The following is an 18,956-nucleotide window of genomic DNA, read 5'->3' as shown; positions in this document are numbered from 1 at the left end:
AGGGTGCGGGGCCGCGCCCCGTCCCTGCCAGGGGATTTCCCCGTCGCCCTCCCGCCCGGACGCCGACTAGATCTGGTCCTCCTCCAGTTCCGCTACCCCCGTGATCCGGTGCAGTGCGAAGGTCCGTACCTCGTCCGCCGTGTGGTCGTAGCCGGTGACGAAGCCGCCCTCGACCCGGACCGGGGCGATGACCCGCTGGCTCGCCGCCCCGTCGGCGTTGACGTAGCCGATCCACACCGCCGACCCGGTGAGCGCGGCCGCCTGCACGGTCGCCAGGGTCTCCGCCGCGCTCGTGCGCGGGAGTTCGCCCGGAGCGGCGGAGCCGCCCGCGCCGGAACCGGAGGGCCCGGCCGGGTCCTTGCGGACCGCCGTCGCCGCCAGGTCGCCCGCGCGGATGGCCCGTACGGCCGCCCCCAGCAGCGTCGGGTCCGGGACCGGCGGACCGTCCGGGACCGGTACGGGCAGGGCGCGGGCCGGAGTGCGGTGGGCATCGGCGCGGGAGACCAGGACGTCACCCGTACGGGATTCCGCGGCCGGGGCGTAGCCCATGGCCCGCAACCCGTCGAGCAGCGAGGTCGGTTCGGCCTGCGCGGCCAGTACGGTCGGCGCGAGGCGGCGCAGCCCGAGGCCCGCGGACCGCTTGTCGGCGAGGATCTCGTTCAGCATGCCGTCGTCGTCGCAGCGCACGTACGAGGAGGCCGCGCCGACCCGGAGGTGCCCGTGCCGCCGGGCCACGTCGTCGATGAGGTACGACAGCGGCTGCGGCACCGGGGTGCGGCTGTGCTCGGTGAGGAAGGACTGCAGGTCGACCGCGGTGTGCCCGGCGTCCAGCGCGCGGCGCACCGACCCGGGCGTGAAGCGGTACACGGTGGCCCCGCCCTTGGACTCCACCTCCGCCAGTACGGCCAGCACCTCGGCGAGCGCCCGCCGCAGCGGCCCGGGGGCCACCGCCGTCAGATCGGCCTGGAGCAGTACGTGGTCCACGGGCTCCGGCAGCAGCGGCGCGAGCAGCGGGGCCGGGTCGCGCCCCTCCAGCAGCGCCCGGCCGGGCGCGGCGAGCGCACCCCGGCCGGTGACCCCGAGGACCTCCGCCTCGGTCAGGGTCCAGCGGGCGAGGCGGGCGCGCAGTTCGCTCGTCCCGCGCACCGGGCGCTCCCAGTCCAGGCGGGCGAGGAGCGCGGCCGGATCGGGGGAGCCGCCCTCGGGGAGGCCGGCGAGCAGGCCGAGGATGCGGCGGCGGACCTCGGGGGCGGCGGAGCGGTCCAGTTCGGCGCCGAGCGCGGACAGGGTGCGGCCCTTGGCGTCCTGTTCGCCGACCAGGCCCGGGGTCCGGGTGGCGGTCAGCCAGGCCGCGGCCAGCACCGACCAGCGCTCGGCGGGCGGGAGTTCGAGCCAGCCGTCGAAGGCCGGGGTCGGGGCGTACCGTTCGTCGGCCTCGCCGTCGCTGGCCAGCAGCCCGGCCGCGTAGGACAGCTCGACCCAGAACGCCGCCGACGGCTCGTCGGTGTCGAGCGTCGACGCCGTCCGCTTCAGGTCGCGTACGGAGAGCCCGCCCGCCCGGAGCACGGCCGGACCGGCGTGCTCCCAGGACTTCACCAGCTCCTCGACCGTCGACAGCGCCGCCAGGGCCTGGCCGGCCGCGTTCGCGTCCACCAGGTGGGGACGGTGCTCGCGGTGTACGGGAACGGCCGGGGGCAGCGGCTCCGTCACCCGGTGCGCGAGCCCGCCGCGCAGGTACAGCGCCACCTCGCGGGGCAGCAGCACCGTGCGCGCCGAGGCCGGCAGCAGCAGCCCGCGGTCGCGCAGCCAGCGCACCGGAGGCGTCGGATGGGGCGTCACTTCCCCGTACGGCGGCCCCCACACGAGCCGGCCCAGCACCTGGTGCGCCTCCGCCGGAGCCTCGTCGAGCAGCGCCGACATCCGCTGCGGGTCGGTGAACAGGGCCGTCAGCGCGGTCACCGCCGACACCGGGTCGTGCGTCGCGGGCAGCCCGACGGCCGCCACGATCTCCTGGATCCGGGTCGGCGACATGCCGGCCGTGGCCTCGGCGACGGTGGGGCCGAGGCCGGTGGGCGAGGGCCGGGTGGCGGAGGGGGCGAGCAGCTCGCGGGCGGTGCGGACCAGGCGCAGCCGTTCGTCGTCGCCCCAGACCAGGGCCTGCTCGCGCAGGGTGGCCAGGGCCCGGGGGAGTTCGGCGCGGGCCCCGTTGTCGGCGCCGGAGGTGGTGCCGGTGTCACCGCTGAGCAGGGACTCCAGTACCGCGTACGGGCAAGGCTCCGGGCCCACCGCGAGGGCCTCGGCGGCCTGCAGGGCGAACCGGTCCAGGCGGTCCAGCGCGCGCACCACCGAAGCCCGCGTCCCGGCCCGGGTGGCGAGCTGCGTCACGTCTCCGGGAACCGGGCTCAGCAGGTCCGGCCGGGCGCGCAGCAGGGCGCCGAGCCCGTCGTCGTCACGGGCGCGCAGCGCTTCGGCGAGGGAGCGCGGAGCGCTTCCCGCGGTGCTCGGGTCAGGCACGGTCGTCGCCTCCTGGTCGCGTCGGCCGGTCAGTCGGCCGGTCCCCATCCGGTCAACGGTATCCGCTGCGCCCCCGGCCGCTCCACGGGCGTACGCGCTACCTTCGCTGGAGGTGGCACGGGAGGAGCCGGGGCGTGGGGATCGAGAGCGACCATCTGGTCTACGAATATCTCAGCCGGGTCGGGGACTTGGCGCAGCGCAGGCAGCTGTCGTCGGGGGACCGGATGCGGCTGGTGGCGGGGCTGCGGGACGAGATCGACCGGAGCCGGGCGAAGTACGAACCGGAGACGCCGGCGGCGGTGCGGCGCATCTTGCAGCGGATCGGGACGCCGGAGGAGGTGCTCGACGCGCGGTCCGCGGCGGGCGGGTCGGGGCCGTCGGATGCCTTTTCCGCCTCCTCCGCCGCCTCCCCCGCCCCTGCTGCGTCGGCGGTGCCCGTGCAGCGGGGGGCGGCGCCGCCGCATCTCGCGGGGCTCGACGAACTGGGGGCGGGGGAGCGGCTGGAGCCCGACTGGTGGACGGTCGGGCCGGGGTCGACGGTGGAGGGCTTCGTGGGCGGGATCGAGATCCCGGAGCTCCTGAAGGCCCCGGCGACGGAGGCTGACGCGGACTCCGACTCCGGCTCCGCGTCCGCCTCCGACGGGCAGCCTGCGGCGGGCCGGAGCACGCTCATGGGCTACCTCCGGGAGCGGCGGCGCCGGGCGAAGGAGGAAGCCGCGGTGGCCGTGGCGGCTGCGCCGCGGCCGAAGCCGTACGCGTTCCTGCTGCTCGCGGCGGTGGCGCTGCTGGCGGGGGCCGTCTCCGGCTACTGGCTGCTGCTCGCCGCGGGCTGGCTGCTGGCGTACGCCTCGCGGGTGCTGGGTCCTGCGGAGCGGAAGTGGGTGGTCTTCGGGCTGCCCGGGGTGGTGTTCGCGGGGGCGGTGGTGTGGCTGTGGGGCCGGCTGAACGGGCGCTGGGGTGCGGCGCTGGCGTCCGAGGCGCTGAGCGGGACGTTCCAGGACCTGCTGCCCTGGCTGGCGCGGGCTGCGGCGGTTGCCTCGGCGCTGTATCTGCTCTGGCGCTCGCGCCGCCGCTGACGCCCGTCGGGTGCGGCGCCGTTGCCGGGGACTCTGTCCCCGGGCCCCTGCGCCTCAAGCGCCGGCGGGGCTGGGGTTGGCCTGGGCGCGGGCTGGCTGCGGCTGGGGGTCGGTGCCGGGGGCGGGGTGGGGTGTTGGCCTGGACTGCATGATTTAGGCGCCCTGTCCTTTACGTTCGACAGTTGTGGCTTCCTTTAGCGCCACAAATCACGCTCTACGTCCAGGCCAACACCCCACCCCGCCCCCGTCCCCGCCCCTGCCGCAGCTGCCGACACCGGCCGGGTGACATTCGGTCCCGGCCAGGTGACCCCGGGTGGGTGGTCTCTTGCCCCGGGCGGGGTTTGTCTTTTCAGCCGTCCGGCGTTTGAGGACCGGGGTCCGGGGCGGAGCCCCGGGGGTTTGGGCGCAGCCTGGTTTCCCGTTTTCGGTGGGGCTGCGCCAAATTCAGCCTCGCCGGCGTTTGAGGCGCGGGGTCTGGGGCGGAGCCCCAGGGGGTCCGGGCGCAGCCCGGGACCCCTTCCCAGCCCGGCCGGCGTTTGAGGGCCGGGGTCCGGGCAGCGCCCGGGGAACGGTGGAAGGGCGGGTAGGGGACTTCGCCCCGCAGGGTCGACCGTGCAGGGGGGCGGCGGAGTCGGGAAGCGCGGGCCGCGGTGGGCCAGTGGTGCGTCAGGTAGGGGGTGGGGGCGTCCACGGGGATGTGGGGACGATCAGGGGGGAGCCTGTCACCGGGTCGGGGATGACGATCGAGGTGAGGCCGAAGACCTCCTGGACCAGGGTGGCGGTGACGACCTGCGAGGGCGGGCCCTCCGCGACGACGCGGCCCGATTTCATCGCCACGAGGTGGTCCGCGTACCGCGCGGCCTGGTTGAGGTCGTGGAGGACGGCGACGACGGTGCGGCCCCGTTCGTGGTTCAGGCGGCGGACCAGGTCGAGCACCTCGACCTGGTGGGCGATGTCCAGGAAGGTCGTCGGTTCGTCCAGGAGCAGGATGTCGGTGTCCTGCGCGAGGGCCATCGCGATCCAGACCCGCTGCCGCTGTCCGCCGGACAGCGCGTCCACGGGCCGGTCCGCGAGGTCCGCGACGGAGGTCCGGGCCATCGCGTCGGCGACGGCCCGTTCGTCCGCCTCCGACCACTGCTGCCACCAGTGCTGGTGCGGCTGGCGTCCGCGCGCGACGAGGTCGGCGACGGTGATCGCCTCGGGGGCGGAGGGGGACTGGGGGAGCAGTCCGACGGTCTGGGCGATCCGCCGGGTGGGGAGGGAGGCGAGGGCTTCGCCGTCCAGGACCACCGATCCCGAGCGGGGGCGCAGGAGGCGGCCCAGGGCGCGCAGGGTCGTCGATTTGCCGCAGGCGTTCGGGCCGACGATCACCGTGACCTTGCCGTCGGGGACGGACAGGTCCAGGTCCTCGACGACGACCCGGTCTTCGTAGGCCAGGGTCAGGCCCTGCGCGGACAGGCGGCTCACGGCTTGCCTCCACTACGGCTGCGCATGATCAGCCAGATCAGGTACGGGGCTCCGACGGCGGCGGTCAGGACGCCCACCGGGAGTTCGGTCGGGGAGAGGAGCTTGCGGGCGAGGAGGTCGCCGAGGACGACGATCACCGCACCGGTCAGGGCGGAGCAGAGGAGCGGGATCTGGGCGGTGCGGGTCATCCGGCGGGCGATCTGCGGGGCGAGGAGGGCCACGAAGTCCACCGGGCCGGCCGCGCCCGTGGCCACGGAGGCGAGGATCACGCCGAGGGCGACGAGGCCGAGGCGGATCCGGCCGAGCCGGATGCCGAGGGCGGTGGCGGTGTCGTCGTCGAGGGAGACCGTGCGCTGGGCGCGGGCCGCCCACAGGATGCCGGGGAGGAGGGCGAGCAGGACCCAGGCGAGGGGGGTGGCCACGTCCCAGCCGCGGCCGTTGAGGGAGCCCGTCATCCAGATCTGTGCCTGCTGCGCGACGAGGTAGTCGCCCTTGGTCATGAGGAGGGTGGTGACCGACCGCAGGGCGATGGCGAAGCCGATGCCGATGAGGACGAAGCGGGTGGCGTGCAGGCCGCCCCGCCAGGCGAAGAGGTACACGAGCGCGGCCGCGGCCGTTCCGCCGAGCACCGAGAGGTAGGGCAGGACGGTGTACGAGGTGACGCCGAAGGTCAGGGCTGCGACCGTGACGGCGCTCGCGCCCTGGCTGATGCCGATGATGTCGGGGGAGGCGAGCGGGTTGCGGGCGACGGTCTGGATCAGTGCGCCGGCCACGCCGAAGGCCAGGCCGACGAGGAGGCCGACCGTCATGCGGGGCAGCCGCAGGGTGCCGACGACCAGGTCGTCGGGGGAGGGCTGTCCGAGGAGGACCTTGACCACTTCGGCGGGGGAGACGAAGGACTCGCCGAGGGAGAGGTACGCGACGCAGACCGCTGCGAGGAGTGCGGTCAGGCCGAGCGCGACGGCTGCCGCGCGGCGGTGCAGGAGGAAGGAGCCGCGGCCGGAGCGGGGGCGGACGAGGGCGTAGCCGGCGGGGAGGACCCGCGGTGCGGCGGTCATGCCGCCACCGTCTTGCGGCGCACGAGGGTGATCAGGAAGGGGACCCCGATCAGGGCGGTCATCACCCCGGCGGGGACCTCGCCGGGCGGTACGACGATCCGGCCGAGGACGTCGGCGACGAGGAGCATCACGGGGCCGATGAGGGCGGCCATCGGCAGTACCCACCGGTGGTCGCTGCCGACCAGGGCCCGGGCGAGGTGGGGGACGGCCAGCCCGATGAAGGCGATCGGTCCGGCGGCCGCGACTGCGGCGCCGGTGAGGACGGTGGCTCCGAGGCCGCCGACGATGCGTACGGCGGCGACGTTCTGCCCGAGTCCCTTCGCGAGGTCCTCGCCGAGGGAGAGGGCGTCGAGGCCGCGGGCCACCGACACCACGAGGACCGCGCCGATCAGGAGGAAGGGCCAGATCTGGTGGACCACGGCGGCATCGCGCCCGGCGATCGAGCCGACCTGCCAGAAGCGGAACTCGTCCAGGGCCGAGGCCTTCGTCGTGAGGACGCCCATGGTGACCGACACCAGCAGGGCGTTGATCGCGGCCCCGGCCAGGGCCAGCTTCACGGGGGTCGCTCCGCCGCGGCCGCCGGCGGCGACGGCGTACACGGCCACCGAGGCGATCCCGGCGCCCGCGAAGGCGAACCACACGTAGCCGCTGAGGGTGTGCACCCCGGCGAAGGCGATGGCGCAGACGACCGCGACCCCGGCTCCCTGGCTGATGCCGAGGATGCCGGGGTCGGCGATCGGGTTGCGGGTGATGCCCTGGAGGGCGGTGCCGGCGAGGGCGAGGCCCGCGCCGACCATCAGGGCTATGAGGGTGCGCGGTACGCGCAGGGTGCGGACGACCTCGGCGTTCGGTCCGGTCGCGCCGCGGAAGAGCGCGTCGAAGACCTCGCCGGGCGCGATGGGGCGGGAGCCGACGGCGAGGCTGAGGAGCACCGCGCACAGCAGTGCGGCGAGGCCGGCCGCCGTCCATGCGGTGCGACGGGCCGTCAGGGCGCGCCGGACCACGGCGGGGGCCGCGGGGACGGGCTGCGCGGGAGCCGCGGGAGCGGGGGCTGACATGTCACCAAATTTCACTGTCTGGTAAGGCAAGCCTCAGTCTACGTTCCCGTCGGTGGAGCCCCTCTCGGCACAATGGGGGCATGAGCTCTGATACGCAGCTGACCGTCGGATTCGACCTCGACATGACCCTCATCGACTCCCGGCCGGGCATCAAGGCGGCCTTCCAGGCGCTTTCGGCCGAGACGGGCACGTTCATCGACGCCGACCAGGCCATCACGCGTCTGGGTCCGCCGCTGGACCAGGAGCTCGCGTACTGGTTCCCGGAGGCGGAGATCCCCGTCATGGCCGACCGCTACCGGGAGATCTATCCCACACACGCCATCGGGCCGACCCCGGCGATGCCCGGCGCCCGCGAGGCGGTCGAAGCGGTCCGGGCCCTCGGCGGCCGCGCGATCGTGGTCACCGCCAAGCACGAGCCCAACGCCCGCCTGCACCTGGACCACCTGGGCATCAAGCCCGACGCGGTCGTCGGCTCGCTGTGGGCGGAGGCCAAGGCGGTCGCCCTGCGCGAGTACGCCGCCCAGGTCTACGTCGGCGACCACGTCGGCGACGTCCGCGGCGCCCGCACCGCCGGAGCGCTCTCGGTGACGGTGCCGACCGGCCCGTGCCCGGAGCCGGAACTGCGGGAGGCGGGCGCGGACGTGGTCCTGGCGGACCTCACGGAGCTGCCGGCCTGGCTCGCGGAGTACGAGCGCACCCGGACCGCGTAGCCGCCCGATGGGCAGGCCGTACTAGGCCTGCGAGGCGCGGGCCGCCGTGCGCTGCGCGGCGGCCGAGCGCAGCACGCCCGCCGCCGAGATCAGGAAGCCGACGCCCATGAGCATGCACACGGCCCATGCGTACGAGGGGAACGGGTCCACGTCGAGGAAGAGCGGGGTCATCGTGGCGAGCGTGGCGACGGCGCCGGCGATGAAGACGATGCCGCCGGCCTTGACGAGCGCGTCGCCGGGGCGGGCCGCGTCGGGGCCCGCGTCGGGAGCTGTGCCGGGACCGGGCTGAGGAGTAACAGTCACCCGACCAGGGTAGTTCCCTGGCCGGAGCGGTCACCCGCGAAGGACCGGGGAACGTCTTGTCACCCGGAGAGGGCCAACTAGCCTGAGAGGTGCGGGTCCGAGGGCCCGCTTCCCACCCGACGAACGCAAGGACAGAGGACGGACGTGCCTACCGGCAAGGTCAAGTGGTTCAACAGTGAGAAGGGCTTCGGCTTCCTCTCCCGCGACGACGGCGGCGACGTCTTCGTCCACTCGTCGGTGCTCCCCGACGGGTTGGACGCGCTCAAGCCCGGCCAGCGCGTCGAGTTCGGTGTCGTCGCAGGGCAGCGCGGTGACCAGGCACTTTCGGTGATCGTCCTGGATCCGGCCCCGTCCGTCGCGGCCGCGCAGCGGCGCAAGCCGGACGAACTCGCGTCCATCGTGCAGGACCTCACGACCCTGCTGGAGAACGTCACGCAGCAGCTGGAGCGGGGCCGGTACCCCGACAAGGCGCACGGCGGGAAGATCGCCGACATGCTGCGCGCGGTGGCCGACCAGCTCGACGTCTGACCTCTGCGCACGACCGTGCCCCGCCGCCCACGTGGGCCGCGGGGCACGTCCGTGTCCTACGGGAAGGCCAGCGCGTCGGCGGCGATGGCCGGAACGAGCCCCTCGGCGGCCGCCCGGGTCAGCAGCCCGCGCACCGCCGCGTAGCCGGCTTCGCCGAGATCGGCGGTGAACTCGTTGACGTACAGCCCGATGTGCTGGTCGGCGACGGCCGGGTCCAGCTCCTGGGCGTGCGCCCGGACGTAGGGCCGGGACGCCTCCGGGTCCGCCCAGGCCATCCGGACCGAGGTACGGGCCGACTCGGCGAGCGCGCGCAGCGCGTCCGCGCCCAGGGAGCGCTTGGCGATGATCGCGCCGAGCGGGATCGGCAGGCCGGTCGTGGACTCCCAGTGCTCGCCCATGTCGGCCAGGCAGTGCAGTCCGTAGTCCTGGTAGGTGAAGCGGGCCTCGTGGATGACCAGTCCGGCGTCCACCCGGCCGTCGCGCACGGCGGGCATGATCTCGTGGAAGGGGAGGACGACCACCTTGCCGACCCCTTCGGGCAGCACGTCGGCGGCCCACAGCCGGAACAGCAGGTAGGCGGTGGAGCGTTCGCTCGGGACGGCGACCGTCTTGCCGGTCAGGTCGAGCCCCGGCTCCCGCGTGAGCACCAGCGGTCCGCAGCCGCGGCCCAGTGCGCCGCCGCAGGGGAGCAGCGCGTACTCCTCCAGCACCCACGGCAGGACGGCGTAGGACACCTTCAGCACGTCGAGCTCGCCGCGCTCGGCCATGCCGTTGGTGATGTCGATGTCGGCGAAGGTGACGTCGAGGGCGGGCGCGCCGGGCACCCGTCCGTGGGCCCAGGCGTCGAAGACGAAGGTGTCGTTCGGGCAGGGCGAGTACGCGATCCGTACGGGCGCTGCGGCATCGGCTGCGGTCATGAAGGTCCTCCCCAGGAAGCGAGTACGGGGCCCAGGGCCCGGAAGCCGTCGGCCAGCGCCGTCAGCGCCTCGCCGATCCGCCAGGCGTCGCGGTCCCGCGGGCCCACGGCGTTGGAGACGGCACGGACCTCCAGTACGGGCAGCCCGTGGGCGGCGGCGGCCTCCGCGACCCCGAACCCCTCCATCGCCTCGGCCCCGGCGAGCGGGTGGCGGGCGGCGAGCTCGGCCGTACGGGCGGTGGTGCCGGTGACGGTGGAGACGGTCAGGACGGGCGCGAGCAGCGCCCCGGTCGCCTCGGCGGCGCGCGCGGCGAGCTCTGCGGGAGGCAGGTGCACGCTGCGGCCGAAGCCGAGTTCGGTGACGGTCAGGAACCCCTGCGGGGTCCCGGCGCCCAGATCGGCGGCGACGATCGCGTCGGCGACCACGAGGGAGCCGATCGGGGCGGCGGGCGCGAACCCGCCGCCGATGCCGGCGGAGACGACGAGGCCGTAGCCGTCGGGGGCGGGCGCGAGCGCCAGCGCGGTCGCGGTACCGGCGGCCGCGGCGGCCGGGCCGACACCGGCGACCAGCACGTCGAAGGCTCCCCGGCGGTGGATGAGGTAACCGCCGGGGAGGGTGCGCGGCCCGTGGCCGTCTTCGCGGGCGTGGTCCGGGCCGGGGGTGTGGTCCGGATGAGGGACCGGACCGGACAGGCCTCGGACGACGGAGTCCGCCTCCGCCGTCACCGCGGTCACGATGAGCGCGCGCATGGTGGGTACGTGACTACTTGAGCTTGACGTTGAAGGCCCAGACGGCGAGGGGCTTGCCGTCCTCGGAGACCTGGACGATGTTCAGCTTCTTGGAGGCCGGGGCCTCGCCCTGGCCGCCGGTGGCGAACAGGTCGGCGCCGGGGAAGCTGCGGTACGTGTTGGAGGAGGGCTCGGTGATCGGCTGTCCGTCGAGGACCGCCTGCCACTTCTTGCCGTCCTCGACGACGTCCGGCTCCACACCGAGGCGCAGCGTGTCGCCGCGGCCGTAGTCGATGTTCTTGGCGTGCTTGAGGTCGGCGAAGCACTCCTGGACCTTGTCGGCCGTGAGCTCCTTGCCGTCGCTGCAGGCGGCTTCGGCGGACACCGACGAGGTGCCGACCGTCACGGTCGCCAGCGGCGTCGGCTTGTCACAGGCGGACAGGAGGAGGAGGCCGGCGGAAACGGCTCCGAGGGCCGCGACGCTGCGGCGGGCCCTACCCGAGAAAAGCGGTGCGGTCATGAGCCGAAGGCTATCGGGCGGGTGGCGTGCCTTGCTGCACGGGGTCCTACGGTGCGGCGTGCTGCGCGGGCGGGGCGTGCATCGGGTGCGGCGCCGTGGCGCGGAGCGCCCCCGGCTGCGCCGGGCTTTCCGGGGCGCCGCCCCGGACCCCGCTCCTCGAACGCCGGAGGGGCTGGATCGGGCTGATGCCGTCCCACACCCGGGGTCCCCTACGCCACCCGCGGCCGTGAGGACGTGTGCTGCTGGTTCCGTGAGGACGTGAGGAAGCCGCGCAGGGCCATCGTCGTGCCGAGGGCCACCATCACGGCGGCGACGGCCATGCCCAGGACGCCGTTGAGGGGGAGGGCGATGCCGATCGATCCGCCCAGCACCCAGGCCACCTGGAGCAGGGTCTCCGAACGGGCGAAGGCCGACGTGCGGACGGCCTCGGGCACGTCGCGCTGGATCATCGCGTCCAGCGAGAGCTTCGCGAGGGCCTGGCAGAAGCCGGCCACGGCCGCCAGGATGGCCATGAACACCCCGCTGAAGAAGACCGCCGCGAGGACGGCCACCGCCAGGGTCAGGGACAGGACGGCGGCGATGATCGCCTCGGGCGCGCGGGCCCGGAGCCAGGCCCCGACGGCGGTCCCGCAGGCGTTGCCGACGCCCGCCGAGACGCCGACGATGCCCAGGGACACCGCCGCGCTCTGCCCGGCGAGCGGGTGCTCGCGCAGCAGGAACGCCAGGAAGAAGATCAGGAATCCGGACAGTCCGCGCATCGACGCGTTCGCCAGCAGCCCGCACAGCACCGGCCGGCTGACCGTCCGCAGCCCCGGCCGCTTCGAGTGCGCCTCGTGGGTGGAGAGCCGGGCCCGGCGCTCGCCCTTCGCCTCGTCGACCTTGTGCGGCAGCGTGAACGCCGCGAAGGCGCCCCAGATGAAGATCGCGCACGCCCCGTAGAGCGGCCACGGCGGACCGATCGAGTGCAGGGCGGCGCCCACGGGCGCGGCGGCGCCGGTGGCCAGCAGACCGGCGAGGGTCACCCGGGAGTTCGCCTTGACCAGGGAGAACCCCGGTGGGAGGAGCCGGGGGACCACGGCGCTGCGCACCACCCCGTAGGCCTTGGAGGCGACGAGGACGCCGAGGGCGGCCGGGTACAGCTCCAGGCCGCCGGTGGCCACCGCGCCCGACATCATCACGGCCAGCAGGGCCCGTGTGAGCATCGCGCCGGCCATCGCGGCCCGCCGTCCGTGCGGCAACCGGTCCAGCAGGGGGCCGATCACCGGGGCCAGCAGGGTGAAGGGGGCCATCGTGATGGCGAGGTACAGGGCCACCCGGCCGCGCGCCTCGTCCGTGGGGACGGAGAAGAAGACGGTGGAGGCCAGCGCGACTGTGATCATCACATCACCGGCGCCGTTGATCGCGTGCAGCTCGATCAGTTTCCCGAGGCCCGATTCACCCGCGCCGTGCGCGTGCGTGGCCCGCCGGATTCCGCGCGCCGTACCGGTGAACGGCAGGTGCAGGGCACGCCCCATGGCCCGGCCGGCCCGCCTGGCCGGTCCCGAGCCGTCATCGGACGACCGTACGGGTGCCACGTGGCCATAGTGCCCCACTTGGTCGTCCGGAACCTGCTTCCGGCGCGTCGCGGGGACCCGGCCGGGCCCCGGGTTGGCCTCCGGTGTCCGCGAATCGGACCTTGCATGTGGGCCGGAGGCGCCGGAGGAGGTAGCGTGCGTAGCGCGCCACCGGCGGTTGCTCCTGGCCGCGCGCCTCTTCGCGATCCCGCAGAATGGATCGCAGGTAGGTGCGCCCTGGAACCCGATCGGGCGCGGACGTCGACGCGGCCCCCAGGTCCGCTCCGCCCGCGCTACGTAGGGACAGCCGACGGGTCGTTGTGGACGACAAGACGGACGGCGCACTCGTGAGACGGCGTAGGAGAGAACGAGACCTGTGAGTGCTGCGACGACGCGAAGCCGTACCCCCGACCGCCTGTGCGTCGAGGCGGTAGACCTCGCCCGAGCGGCGGCCGAAGAGGCCGCCTACCCCGGAGTGGTGGGCGAGCACACTGCCGCCCTCGCGGAAGGTGACCGGGTCGTCACGCACTTCTTCGAGTGCAAGGACCCCGGCTACCGCGGCTGGCGCTGGGCCGTGACGGTGACGCGTGCGTCCCGCGCGAAGAACGTCACCCTCGACGAAACTGTGCTCCTCCCGGGCGACGACGCGCTGCTCGCGCCCGAGTGGGTGCCGTGGAGCGAGCGGCTGCGGCCGGGCGACATGGGGCCGGGCGACCTGCTCCCCACGGACGCCGAGGACCTGCGGCTGGAGCCCGGCTGGTCGGGCGAGGACGCCCCGCCGCCGAACTCGGTGGTGTCCAGCGAGATGGCCGAGCTGGTCGAGGCCGAGGACGCCGACGTCACCGACCGCGCGGTGGTGCCCGTACGCGGCTCCATCACCTCGGTGGCCGAGGAGCTGGGCATGCGCCGCGCGCGGGTCCTCTCCCGCTACGGGCTGCACAGCGCGGCCGACCGTTGGGACGAGTCCTTCGGCGCGAAGACCCCGATGGCGCAGGCCGCCCCGGCCTCCTGCGTCTCCTGCGGGTTCCTCGTCGCGATCGGCGGCTCGCTGGGCCAGGCCTTCGGCATCTGCGCGAACGAGTTCGGACCGGCCGACGGCCGGCTGGTCTCCCTGTCCTACGGCTGCGGCGGCCACTCGGAAGCCGCGGTCATGCCGAAGCCCCCGCGACCGGCGCCGCCCGTCCTGGACTCGATGGGCTCGGACGAGTTCTCCCTCCGCCCGTCCGCCGACACGGGCTCGGTCCCGACGGCGGACGAGCTGGCCGCGGACCTCGGCCACTCGTAGCGGCCCCGCCCCGCGCGGGCACCATCCCGGCGCGGCCCCGCCCCGCGCGGACCCCGTCCCGGCGCGGCCCCGCCCCGGCGCGGCCCCGTCTCGCCCGGTTGGGCGACTCGGGGCGCGACGGGCCGTCAGGCGTGATCCGCTGGGCGGGATGAAGACCTCCGTACGCCCCGAGACCCACACCGGCCAGGCGCCCCCCACCCGGACCCGCCTGTCCTGGGTGGACTTCGCCGTGGCGGCGGCCTTCCTGGTGCTCGGGTACGCGATCCTCCAGGTCGGCAAGGGCACCACGGTCAACTTCGACCCCGCCGACGTCCCCGACGTGGACACGGACCCCTCGAAGCTCCCGTACTACGCCGCCCGCAGCGTCCTGCGCATGTTCATCGCGCTGATCGCCTCCGTCGTCTTCACCTTCGGCTACGCCTACGCCGCCGCCCGCAGCCGCCGCCTGGAACGGGTGCTGATCCCGGCCCTGGACATCCTCCAGTCCGTCCCCGTCCTCGGCTTCCTCTCGGTCCTCGTCACCTTCTTCGTCGCCCTGTTCCCCGGCTCGCTCCTCGGCCTGGAGTGCGCCGTCGTCTTCGCCATCTTCACCTCGCAGGCCTGGAACATGACCTTCGGGTTCTACGCCACCCTGACCTCGCTGCCCCGCGAACTCGACGAGGTGTCGCGCTCGTTCGGCTTCACCCGCTGGATCCGCTTCTGGCGGGTGGAGGTCCCCGCCGGGGTCATCGACCTGGTGTGGAACGGCATGATGAGCTTCGCCGGCGGCTGGTTCATGCTCGTGGCCTCCGAGGCCGTCTCCGTCTCCGGGCAGCAGTACGCCGTCCCCGGCCTCGGCTCGTACGCGGGCACGGCGATCGGCGAGGGAGACCTCGGCAAGGTCGGCTGGGTCATCCTCGCGATGACCGTCACCATCGTCACCGTCAACTTCCTCTTCTGGCGGCCCCTCACGGCCTGGGCGGAGAAGTACAAGAACGAGCAGTCGGAGTCCACCGACGTCCAGCGCAGCTACGTCCTGGACTTCCTGCGCCGCTCCCACTGGCCCCGCCTCCTCGGCCGCGCCACCGCCCCCGCCCGCGACGCCACCGGCCGGGCCGCCCGGGTGCTGGGCCGCGACGACATGGCGCTGTCCGTGGACCCGGCGCGCCGCCGGACCGGAGACGTGGTCTTCGCCGTCGTCGCCGGAGCCGTCATCCTGTGGGGCCTGTACGACCTGGTGCGCTACCTCCAGCGCGAGACCGGCCTCGGAGTGTTCGGGGAGCCGCTGCTGCTCGGGCTGATCACCTTCGTCCGGGTGATCGTGCTCGTCGCCGCCGCCACCGTCGTGTGGGTGCCCGTGGGCGTGTGGATCGGCTCCTCGCCCCGGCTCACCAAGATCGCCCAGCCCGTGGTGCAGGTCCTGGCGAGCTTCCCCGCCAACCTGCTCTTCCCGGTGGCCGTCTGGTTCTTCCTCAGGACCGGGCTGAACATCAACATCGGCTGCGTCCTGCTGATGGCCCTCGGCGCCCAGTGGTACATCCTCTTCAACGCCATCGCCGGAGCCATGGCCATCCCCTCCGACCTCAAGGAGGCCATGGACGACCTCGGCGTCCGCGGGCTCCAGCGCTGGAAGCGCCTGATTGTCCCGGCCGTGTTCCCCTCGTACGTCACCGGCGGCATCACCGCCTCGGGCGGCGCCTGGAACGCCTCCATCGTCGGCGAGGTCGTCACCTTCGCCGGGACCACGCTGTCCGCGACCGGCCTGGGCGCGTACATCTTCCACGCCACCGAGGCCGGGGACTTCCCGAAGCTGATCGCCGGGATCGCCGTCATGAGCCTGTACGTGGTCGGCCTCAACCGGCTGTTCTGGCGGCCCCTGTACCGGCTGGCGGAGCGCCGCTACTCCCTCTGAAGCCCGCTGCCGAAGCCCGCAGCCGAAGCCCGCAGCCGAAGCCCGCCGACCGCCCGACCGACCCGAGGAGCCCGCACCGATGACCGCGCCCCCGTCCGCGCCCCCGTCCGCGACCACGATCCTCCGGGCCGCCGCCCTCACCAAGTCCTACGCGGGCGCCGACGGGGAACTGCCCGTGCTCGGCGGCATCGACCTGGAGATCCGCGAGGGCGAGATCGTCGCCCTCCTCGGCAAGTCCGGCAGCGGCAAGTCCACCCTGCTGCGCTGCCTCGCCGGACTGATCCCCGCCAGCTCCGGCTCGGTCACCTACCGGGGCGAGGAGCTGCGCGGAGCCAACCCGGGCACGGCGATGGTGTTCCAGACCTTCGCGCTGCTGCCCTGGCTGACGGTGCAGCAGAACGTGGAACTGGGCCTGGAAGCCAAGGGCATGGACCGCGAGGCCCGGGCCCGGCAGGCGGTGGAGGCCATCGACCTGATCGGCCTGGACGGCTTCGAGTCGGCCTACCCGAAGGAGCTCAGCGGCGGGATGCGCCAGCGCGTCGGCTTCGCCCGGGCGCTGGTCGTGGAGCCGGACGTGCTGATGATGGACGAGCCGTTCTCCGCCCTGGACGTGCTCACCGCCGAGAACCTGCGCGGCGAGCTGATGGAGCTGTGGGCCTCCGACCGCTTCCCCGCCAAGGCGGTCGTTCTGGTCACGCACAACATCGAGGAGGCCGTGCTGATGGCCGACCGGGTGGTGGTGCTGGGATCGCGGCCCTACGGAACCATCAAGGAGACCTTCGCCGTGGACCTGGCCCGCCCCCGGGACCGGTCCGGCGCCGACTTCGAGCGGATCGTGGACGCCGTGTACGCGGTGATGACCGGCCGCACCGCCCAGACCACCGCCAGCACGCCCACCGCCCCGCCGGCCAAGCGCACCCCGGCCAACACCCCGCTCCCGGCGGCCAGCGTCGACGGGATGGCGGGACTCGCCGAGATCGTGCTCCAGCGGGGCACCGGCGACGGCAGCGTGGACCTGGCCGACCTCGCCGAGGAACTGGGCCTGGAGGTGGACGACGTACTGCCCCAGGTGGACGGGCTGGAACTGCTCGGCCTGGCCGAGGTACGGGACCTGCACCTGGTGCTGACCGCCCGCGGCACCGCCTTCGCGGGGGCCGACGTACAGGAGTCGAAGGAACTGTTCGCCGAGGGGGCCATGGAGGTCCCGCTGGTCCACCTGATCCACACCACCCTGGAGCGCTCGCGGGGCGGCACCCAGCGGGCCGGCTTCTTCCGCGACCTGCTCTCGCACCACTACACGAGCGAGCAGGTGGAACAGCAGCTGGAGACGGCCACGGACTGGGGCCGCTACGGGGAGCTGTACGGCTACCACGCCGACGGCGAGGAATACCGGCTCGACGAGGACCCCGGCCGGGGGTAGCCCCGTACGCTCGGTGCATGGGGGAATCGGACATGGTGGGACTGGACGGCCGGGTCACCGGAACGGTCGGGCCGGGGCTGGTCGGCGAGGTCATCGTGCGCATCCGGGGCGGAGCCGAGCACTTCCTCGCGCACCCGGCACCGGGGACGGGCCGGCTGGCGGTCGGGACGGTGATCACGGTGGTCGAGTACCTGCCGCCGCGGACGGTCTACGTGATGGCCGCGTACGGGGACGGCTGACCGTATCAAGATGGCGACAAGATTCGGCCGCCGTCTTCACGCCGCCCTGACGCGGGCGCACACTCGCCTTCTTCGGTGGTGAACGCCACCGCGTACGAGGGGGAGTTGCCGATGTCTGTCGGCGTACTGGCAGGGATTGTCGTGGGTGCGATCGCGGCCGCGATCGGCCTGTTCAAGCTCATGTGGCGGGTGGCCGAGCCCAATGAGGCCCTGGTCATCTCGGGCTCCGCGCACAAGACCGAGGGCATCGCGGAGGGCATGGGCTTCCGGATCGTCACCGGCCGCGGAACGCTGGTGCTGCCCGGCGTGCAGGCCGTGCGGAAGCTGTCGCTGGACCTCAACGAGACCCAGCTGAACGTGGACTGCGTCACCCACCAGGGCATTCCGCTCCGGGTCAAGGGCGTGGTCATCTTCAAGATCGGCGACGACTTCGTGTCCATCGCCAACGCGGCCCGCCGCTTCCTGGACCAGCAGAAGATGATGCCCGAGCGGGTGCACATCGTCTTCGCCGGCCACCTGCGGTCCATCGTGGGCGGGCTGACGGTCGAGGACATGATCCGCGACCGCGAGAAGCTGACCGGGCAGACCCGGGCGGCGTGCGGGACGGAGATGGAGAAGCTCGGCCTGATCGTGGACTCCCTCCAGATCCACGAGATCGAGGACCCGACGGGCTACATCAAGAACCTGGCCATGCCGCACGCGGCCGCCGTCCAGCGGGACGCTCGGATCGCCCAGGCCGCCGCCAACCTGCTGGCGACCGAGGCCGAACAGGCCGCCTTCGCGCGGATGTCGGAGGCCACCCGGGACAGCGAGATCCTCCAGGCCGGCTACCAGGCCGAGCGGGACAAGGCCGCCGCGACCGCCCGGCAGGCGGGCCCGCTCTCGGAGGCGGCCGCGCGCCAGGAGGTCGTGGTCCAGGAGACCCGGGTGGCCGAACTGGAGGCGCACCGGCGCGAGCAGCAGCTCCAGGCGGACGTGCGCAAGCCCGCGGACGCGGCGGCGTACGAGACCCGGACCCGGGCCGAGGCGGACCGCGACGCACGCATCTCGGCGGCGCAGGCCAAGGCGAAGGAGACCGAACTGGCGGCCGCGGCCGAGGCCACCCGCGTCACGACGGCGGCCTCGGCCGACGCGAAGGCCACGGAGGCGCGGGGCCTGGCGGCTGCGACCGCCACCCGCGCGACCGGCGAGGCGGAGGCGGCGGCGACCCAGGCCAAGGGCCTCGCGGAGGCGGCGTCGGCCCAGGCGAACGGGCTCGCACTGGCGGAGGCCGCCAAGGCGAAGGGCCTCGCGGAGGCGACGGCCATCAAGGCGCGGGCCGCCGCGCTCGCGGAGAACCAGGAGGCGGTGGTCGCGCAGCAGCTCGCCGAGAACTGGCCGGCGATCGTGGAAGCGGGCGCGGGTGCCTTCGGCAACGTCGAGCACATGATCCTCCTGAACGGTGCGGAGGGCATGTCGGAGATGTTCGCGAAGGCCCTGACGATGGGCGGCACGGGCCTGGGCCTGGCCCGCCAACTCCTGTCGACGATGTCCCAGCCGACCCCGCCCGCCACCCCGGTGAACGGCTCCACCCCGTCGGAGTCCCACCAGATCCCGATCCAGGGAGCCTGAACAGCCCGGCGCCGCCCCGGGGACCAGCTCCTCGAACGCCGGAGGGGCTGGATGCGGCCGGCGTGGTCCGTGACGCGC

17 protein-coding genes are annotated in these 18,956 nt (G+C 74.0%); 8 read left to right on the top strand and 9 right to left on the bottom strand.

What is annotated here, in order from left to right; translation table 11 throughout:
• Nucleotides 1-66 precede the first annotated feature (66 nt).
• Nucleotides 67-2,562: a helicase C-terminal domain-containing protein gene (locus ACIA8F_RS34145; protein WP_399384718.1), complete on the bottom strand. Its 2,496-nt coding sequence runs from the start codon at nucleotides 2,560-2,562 to the stop codon at nucleotides 67-69.
• Between the two features lie 86 nt (nucleotides 2,563-2,648).
• Between ACIA8F_RS34145 and ACIA8F_RS34140 the strand changes: the two genes are divergently transcribed.
• Complete coding sequence (locus tag ACIA8F_RS34140; protein WP_399384717.1) at nucleotides 2,649-3,590, top strand: hypothetical protein; 942 nt, start codon at nucleotides 2,649-2,651, stop codon at nucleotides 3,588-3,590.
• A gap of 666 nt (nucleotides 3,591-4,256) precedes the next feature.
• Here the strand turns inward: ACIA8F_RS34140 and ACIA8F_RS34135 are convergent.
• The 3 genes from ACIA8F_RS34135 to ACIA8F_RS34125 are packed head-to-tail and all read right to left on the bottom strand — an operon-like array spanning nucleotide 4,257 to nucleotide 7,173.
• Nucleotides 4,257-5,057 carry an ABC transporter ATP-binding protein gene (locus tag ACIA8F_RS34135; protein ID WP_399384716.1) on the bottom strand — a complete coding sequence of 267 codons (801 nt, stop codon included), beginning with the start codon at nucleotides 5,055-5,057 and terminating at the stop codon, nucleotides 4,257-4,259.
• Nucleotides 5,054-6,115: a FecCD family ABC transporter permease gene (locus ACIA8F_RS34130; protein ID WP_399384714.1), complete on the bottom strand. Its 1,062-nt coding sequence runs from the start codon at nucleotides 6,113-6,115 to the stop codon at nucleotides 5,054-5,056. The genes ACIA8F_RS34135 and ACIA8F_RS34130 overlap by 4 nt, the downstream gene beginning before the upstream one ends.
• Nucleotides 6,112-7,173, bottom strand: a complete 1,062-nt coding sequence (locus ACIA8F_RS34125) for a FecCD family ABC transporter permease (RefSeq protein ID WP_399384713.1) — start codon at nucleotides 7,171-7,173, stop codon at nucleotides 6,112-6,114. The genes ACIA8F_RS34130 and ACIA8F_RS34125 overlap by 4 nt, the downstream gene beginning before the upstream one ends.
• 80 nt (nucleotides 7,174-7,253) lie before the next feature.
• Here ACIA8F_RS34125 and ACIA8F_RS34120 point away from each other — a divergent pair, with 80 nt between their 5' ends.
• Nucleotides 7,254-7,883 (top strand): HAD family hydrolase, encoded by a 630-nt coding sequence (locus ACIA8F_RS34120; RefSeq protein WP_399384711.1) that lies wholly within the window; start codon nucleotides 7,254-7,256, stop codon nucleotides 7,881-7,883.
• A gap of 21 nt (nucleotides 7,884-7,904) precedes the next feature.
• Here ACIA8F_RS34120 and ACIA8F_RS34115 read toward each other — a convergent pair whose 3' ends face one another.
• Complete coding sequence (locus ACIA8F_RS34115) at nucleotides 7,905-8,186, bottom strand: hypothetical protein (RefSeq protein ID WP_399384710.1); 282 nt, start codon at nucleotides 8,184-8,186, stop codon at nucleotides 7,905-7,907.
• A gap of 144 nt (nucleotides 8,187-8,330) precedes the next feature.
• Between ACIA8F_RS34115 and ACIA8F_RS34110 the strand changes: the two genes are divergently transcribed.
• Nucleotides 8,331-8,714, top strand: a complete 384-nt coding sequence (locus tag ACIA8F_RS34110; RefSeq protein ID WP_399384708.1) for a cold-shock protein — start codon at nucleotides 8,331-8,333, stop codon at nucleotides 8,712-8,714.
• Between the two features lie 56 nt (nucleotides 8,715-8,770).
• Here ACIA8F_RS34110 and ACIA8F_RS34105 read toward each other — a convergent pair whose 3' ends face one another.
• From ACIA8F_RS34105 to ACIA8F_RS34090, 4 genes are all read right to left on the bottom strand, one after another.
• Nucleotides 8,771-9,631, bottom strand: a complete 861-nt coding sequence (locus ACIA8F_RS34105; RefSeq protein WP_399384706.1) for a 1,4-dihydroxy-6-naphthoate synthase — start codon at nucleotides 9,629-9,631, stop codon at nucleotides 8,771-8,773.
• Entirely contained in the window at nucleotides 9,628-10,380 is a 753-nt protein-coding gene (locus ACIA8F_RS34100) for a futalosine hydrolase (RefSeq protein WP_399384705.1), read from the bottom strand. The genes ACIA8F_RS34105 and ACIA8F_RS34100 overlap by 4 nt, the downstream gene beginning before the upstream one ends.
• Nucleotides 10,381-10,393: 13 nt before the next feature.
• Nucleotides 10,394-10,879 carry a DUF2771 domain-containing protein gene (locus ACIA8F_RS34095; RefSeq protein ID WP_399384704.1) on the bottom strand — a complete coding sequence of 162 codons (486 nt, stop codon included), beginning with the start codon at nucleotides 10,877-10,879 and terminating at the stop codon, nucleotides 10,394-10,396.
• A 209-nt stretch (nucleotides 10,880-11,088) separates the two neighbouring features.
• On the bottom strand, nucleotides 11,089-12,393 hold the full coding sequence (locus tag ACIA8F_RS34090) for an MFS transporter (RefSeq protein WP_399384774.1): 1,305 nt from the start codon (nucleotides 12,391-12,393) through the stop codon (nucleotides 11,089-11,091).
• A gap of 415 nt (nucleotides 12,394-12,808) precedes the next feature.
• On the opposite strand from ACIA8F_RS34090, the gene ACIA8F_RS34085 reads away from it, so the two are divergent.
• The 5 genes from ACIA8F_RS34085 (at nucleotide 12,809) to ACIA8F_RS34065 (ending at nucleotide 18,878) form a co-directional block, all read left to right on the top strand.
• Entirely contained in the window at nucleotides 12,809-13,717 is a 909-nt protein-coding gene (locus ACIA8F_RS34085; protein WP_399384703.1) for a DUF3027 domain-containing protein, read from the top strand.
• A 148-nt stretch (nucleotides 13,718-13,865) separates the two neighbouring features.
• Nucleotides 13,866-15,608 carry an ABC transporter permease gene (locus tag ACIA8F_RS34080; RefSeq protein WP_399384701.1) on the top strand — a complete coding sequence of 581 codons (1,743 nt, stop codon included), beginning with the start codon at nucleotides 13,866-13,868 and terminating at the stop codon, nucleotides 15,606-15,608.
• A gap of 79 nt (nucleotides 15,609-15,687) precedes the next feature.
• Nucleotides 15,688-17,028 carry a nitrate/sulfonate/bicarbonate ABC transporter ATP-binding protein gene (locus ACIA8F_RS34075; protein WP_399384700.1) on the top strand — a complete coding sequence of 447 codons (1,341 nt, stop codon included), beginning with the start codon at nucleotides 15,688-15,690 and terminating at the stop codon, nucleotides 17,026-17,028.
• A gap of 17 nt (nucleotides 17,029-17,045) precedes the next feature.
• Nucleotides 17,046-17,267 (top strand): hypothetical protein, encoded by a 222-nt coding sequence (locus ACIA8F_RS34070; RefSeq protein ID WP_399384698.1) that lies wholly within the window; start codon nucleotides 17,046-17,048, stop codon nucleotides 17,265-17,267.
• 111 nt (nucleotides 17,268-17,378) lie between these two features.
• Nucleotides 17,379-18,878 (top strand): SPFH domain-containing protein, encoded by a 1,500-nt coding sequence (locus tag ACIA8F_RS34065; protein ID WP_399384697.1) that lies wholly within the window; start codon nucleotides 17,379-17,381, stop codon nucleotides 18,876-18,878.
• Nucleotides 18,879-18,956 lie beyond the last annotated feature (78 nt).

Source organism: Streptomyces sp. NPDC051563 (genome assembly GCF_044454225.1).
Taxonomy (GTDB): Bacteria; Actinomycetota; Actinomycetes; order Streptomycetales; family Streptomycetaceae; genus Streptomyces.
Note: the sequence above shows the minus strand (reverse complement) of the source record. Positions and strands in the feature narration are given on the sequence as shown.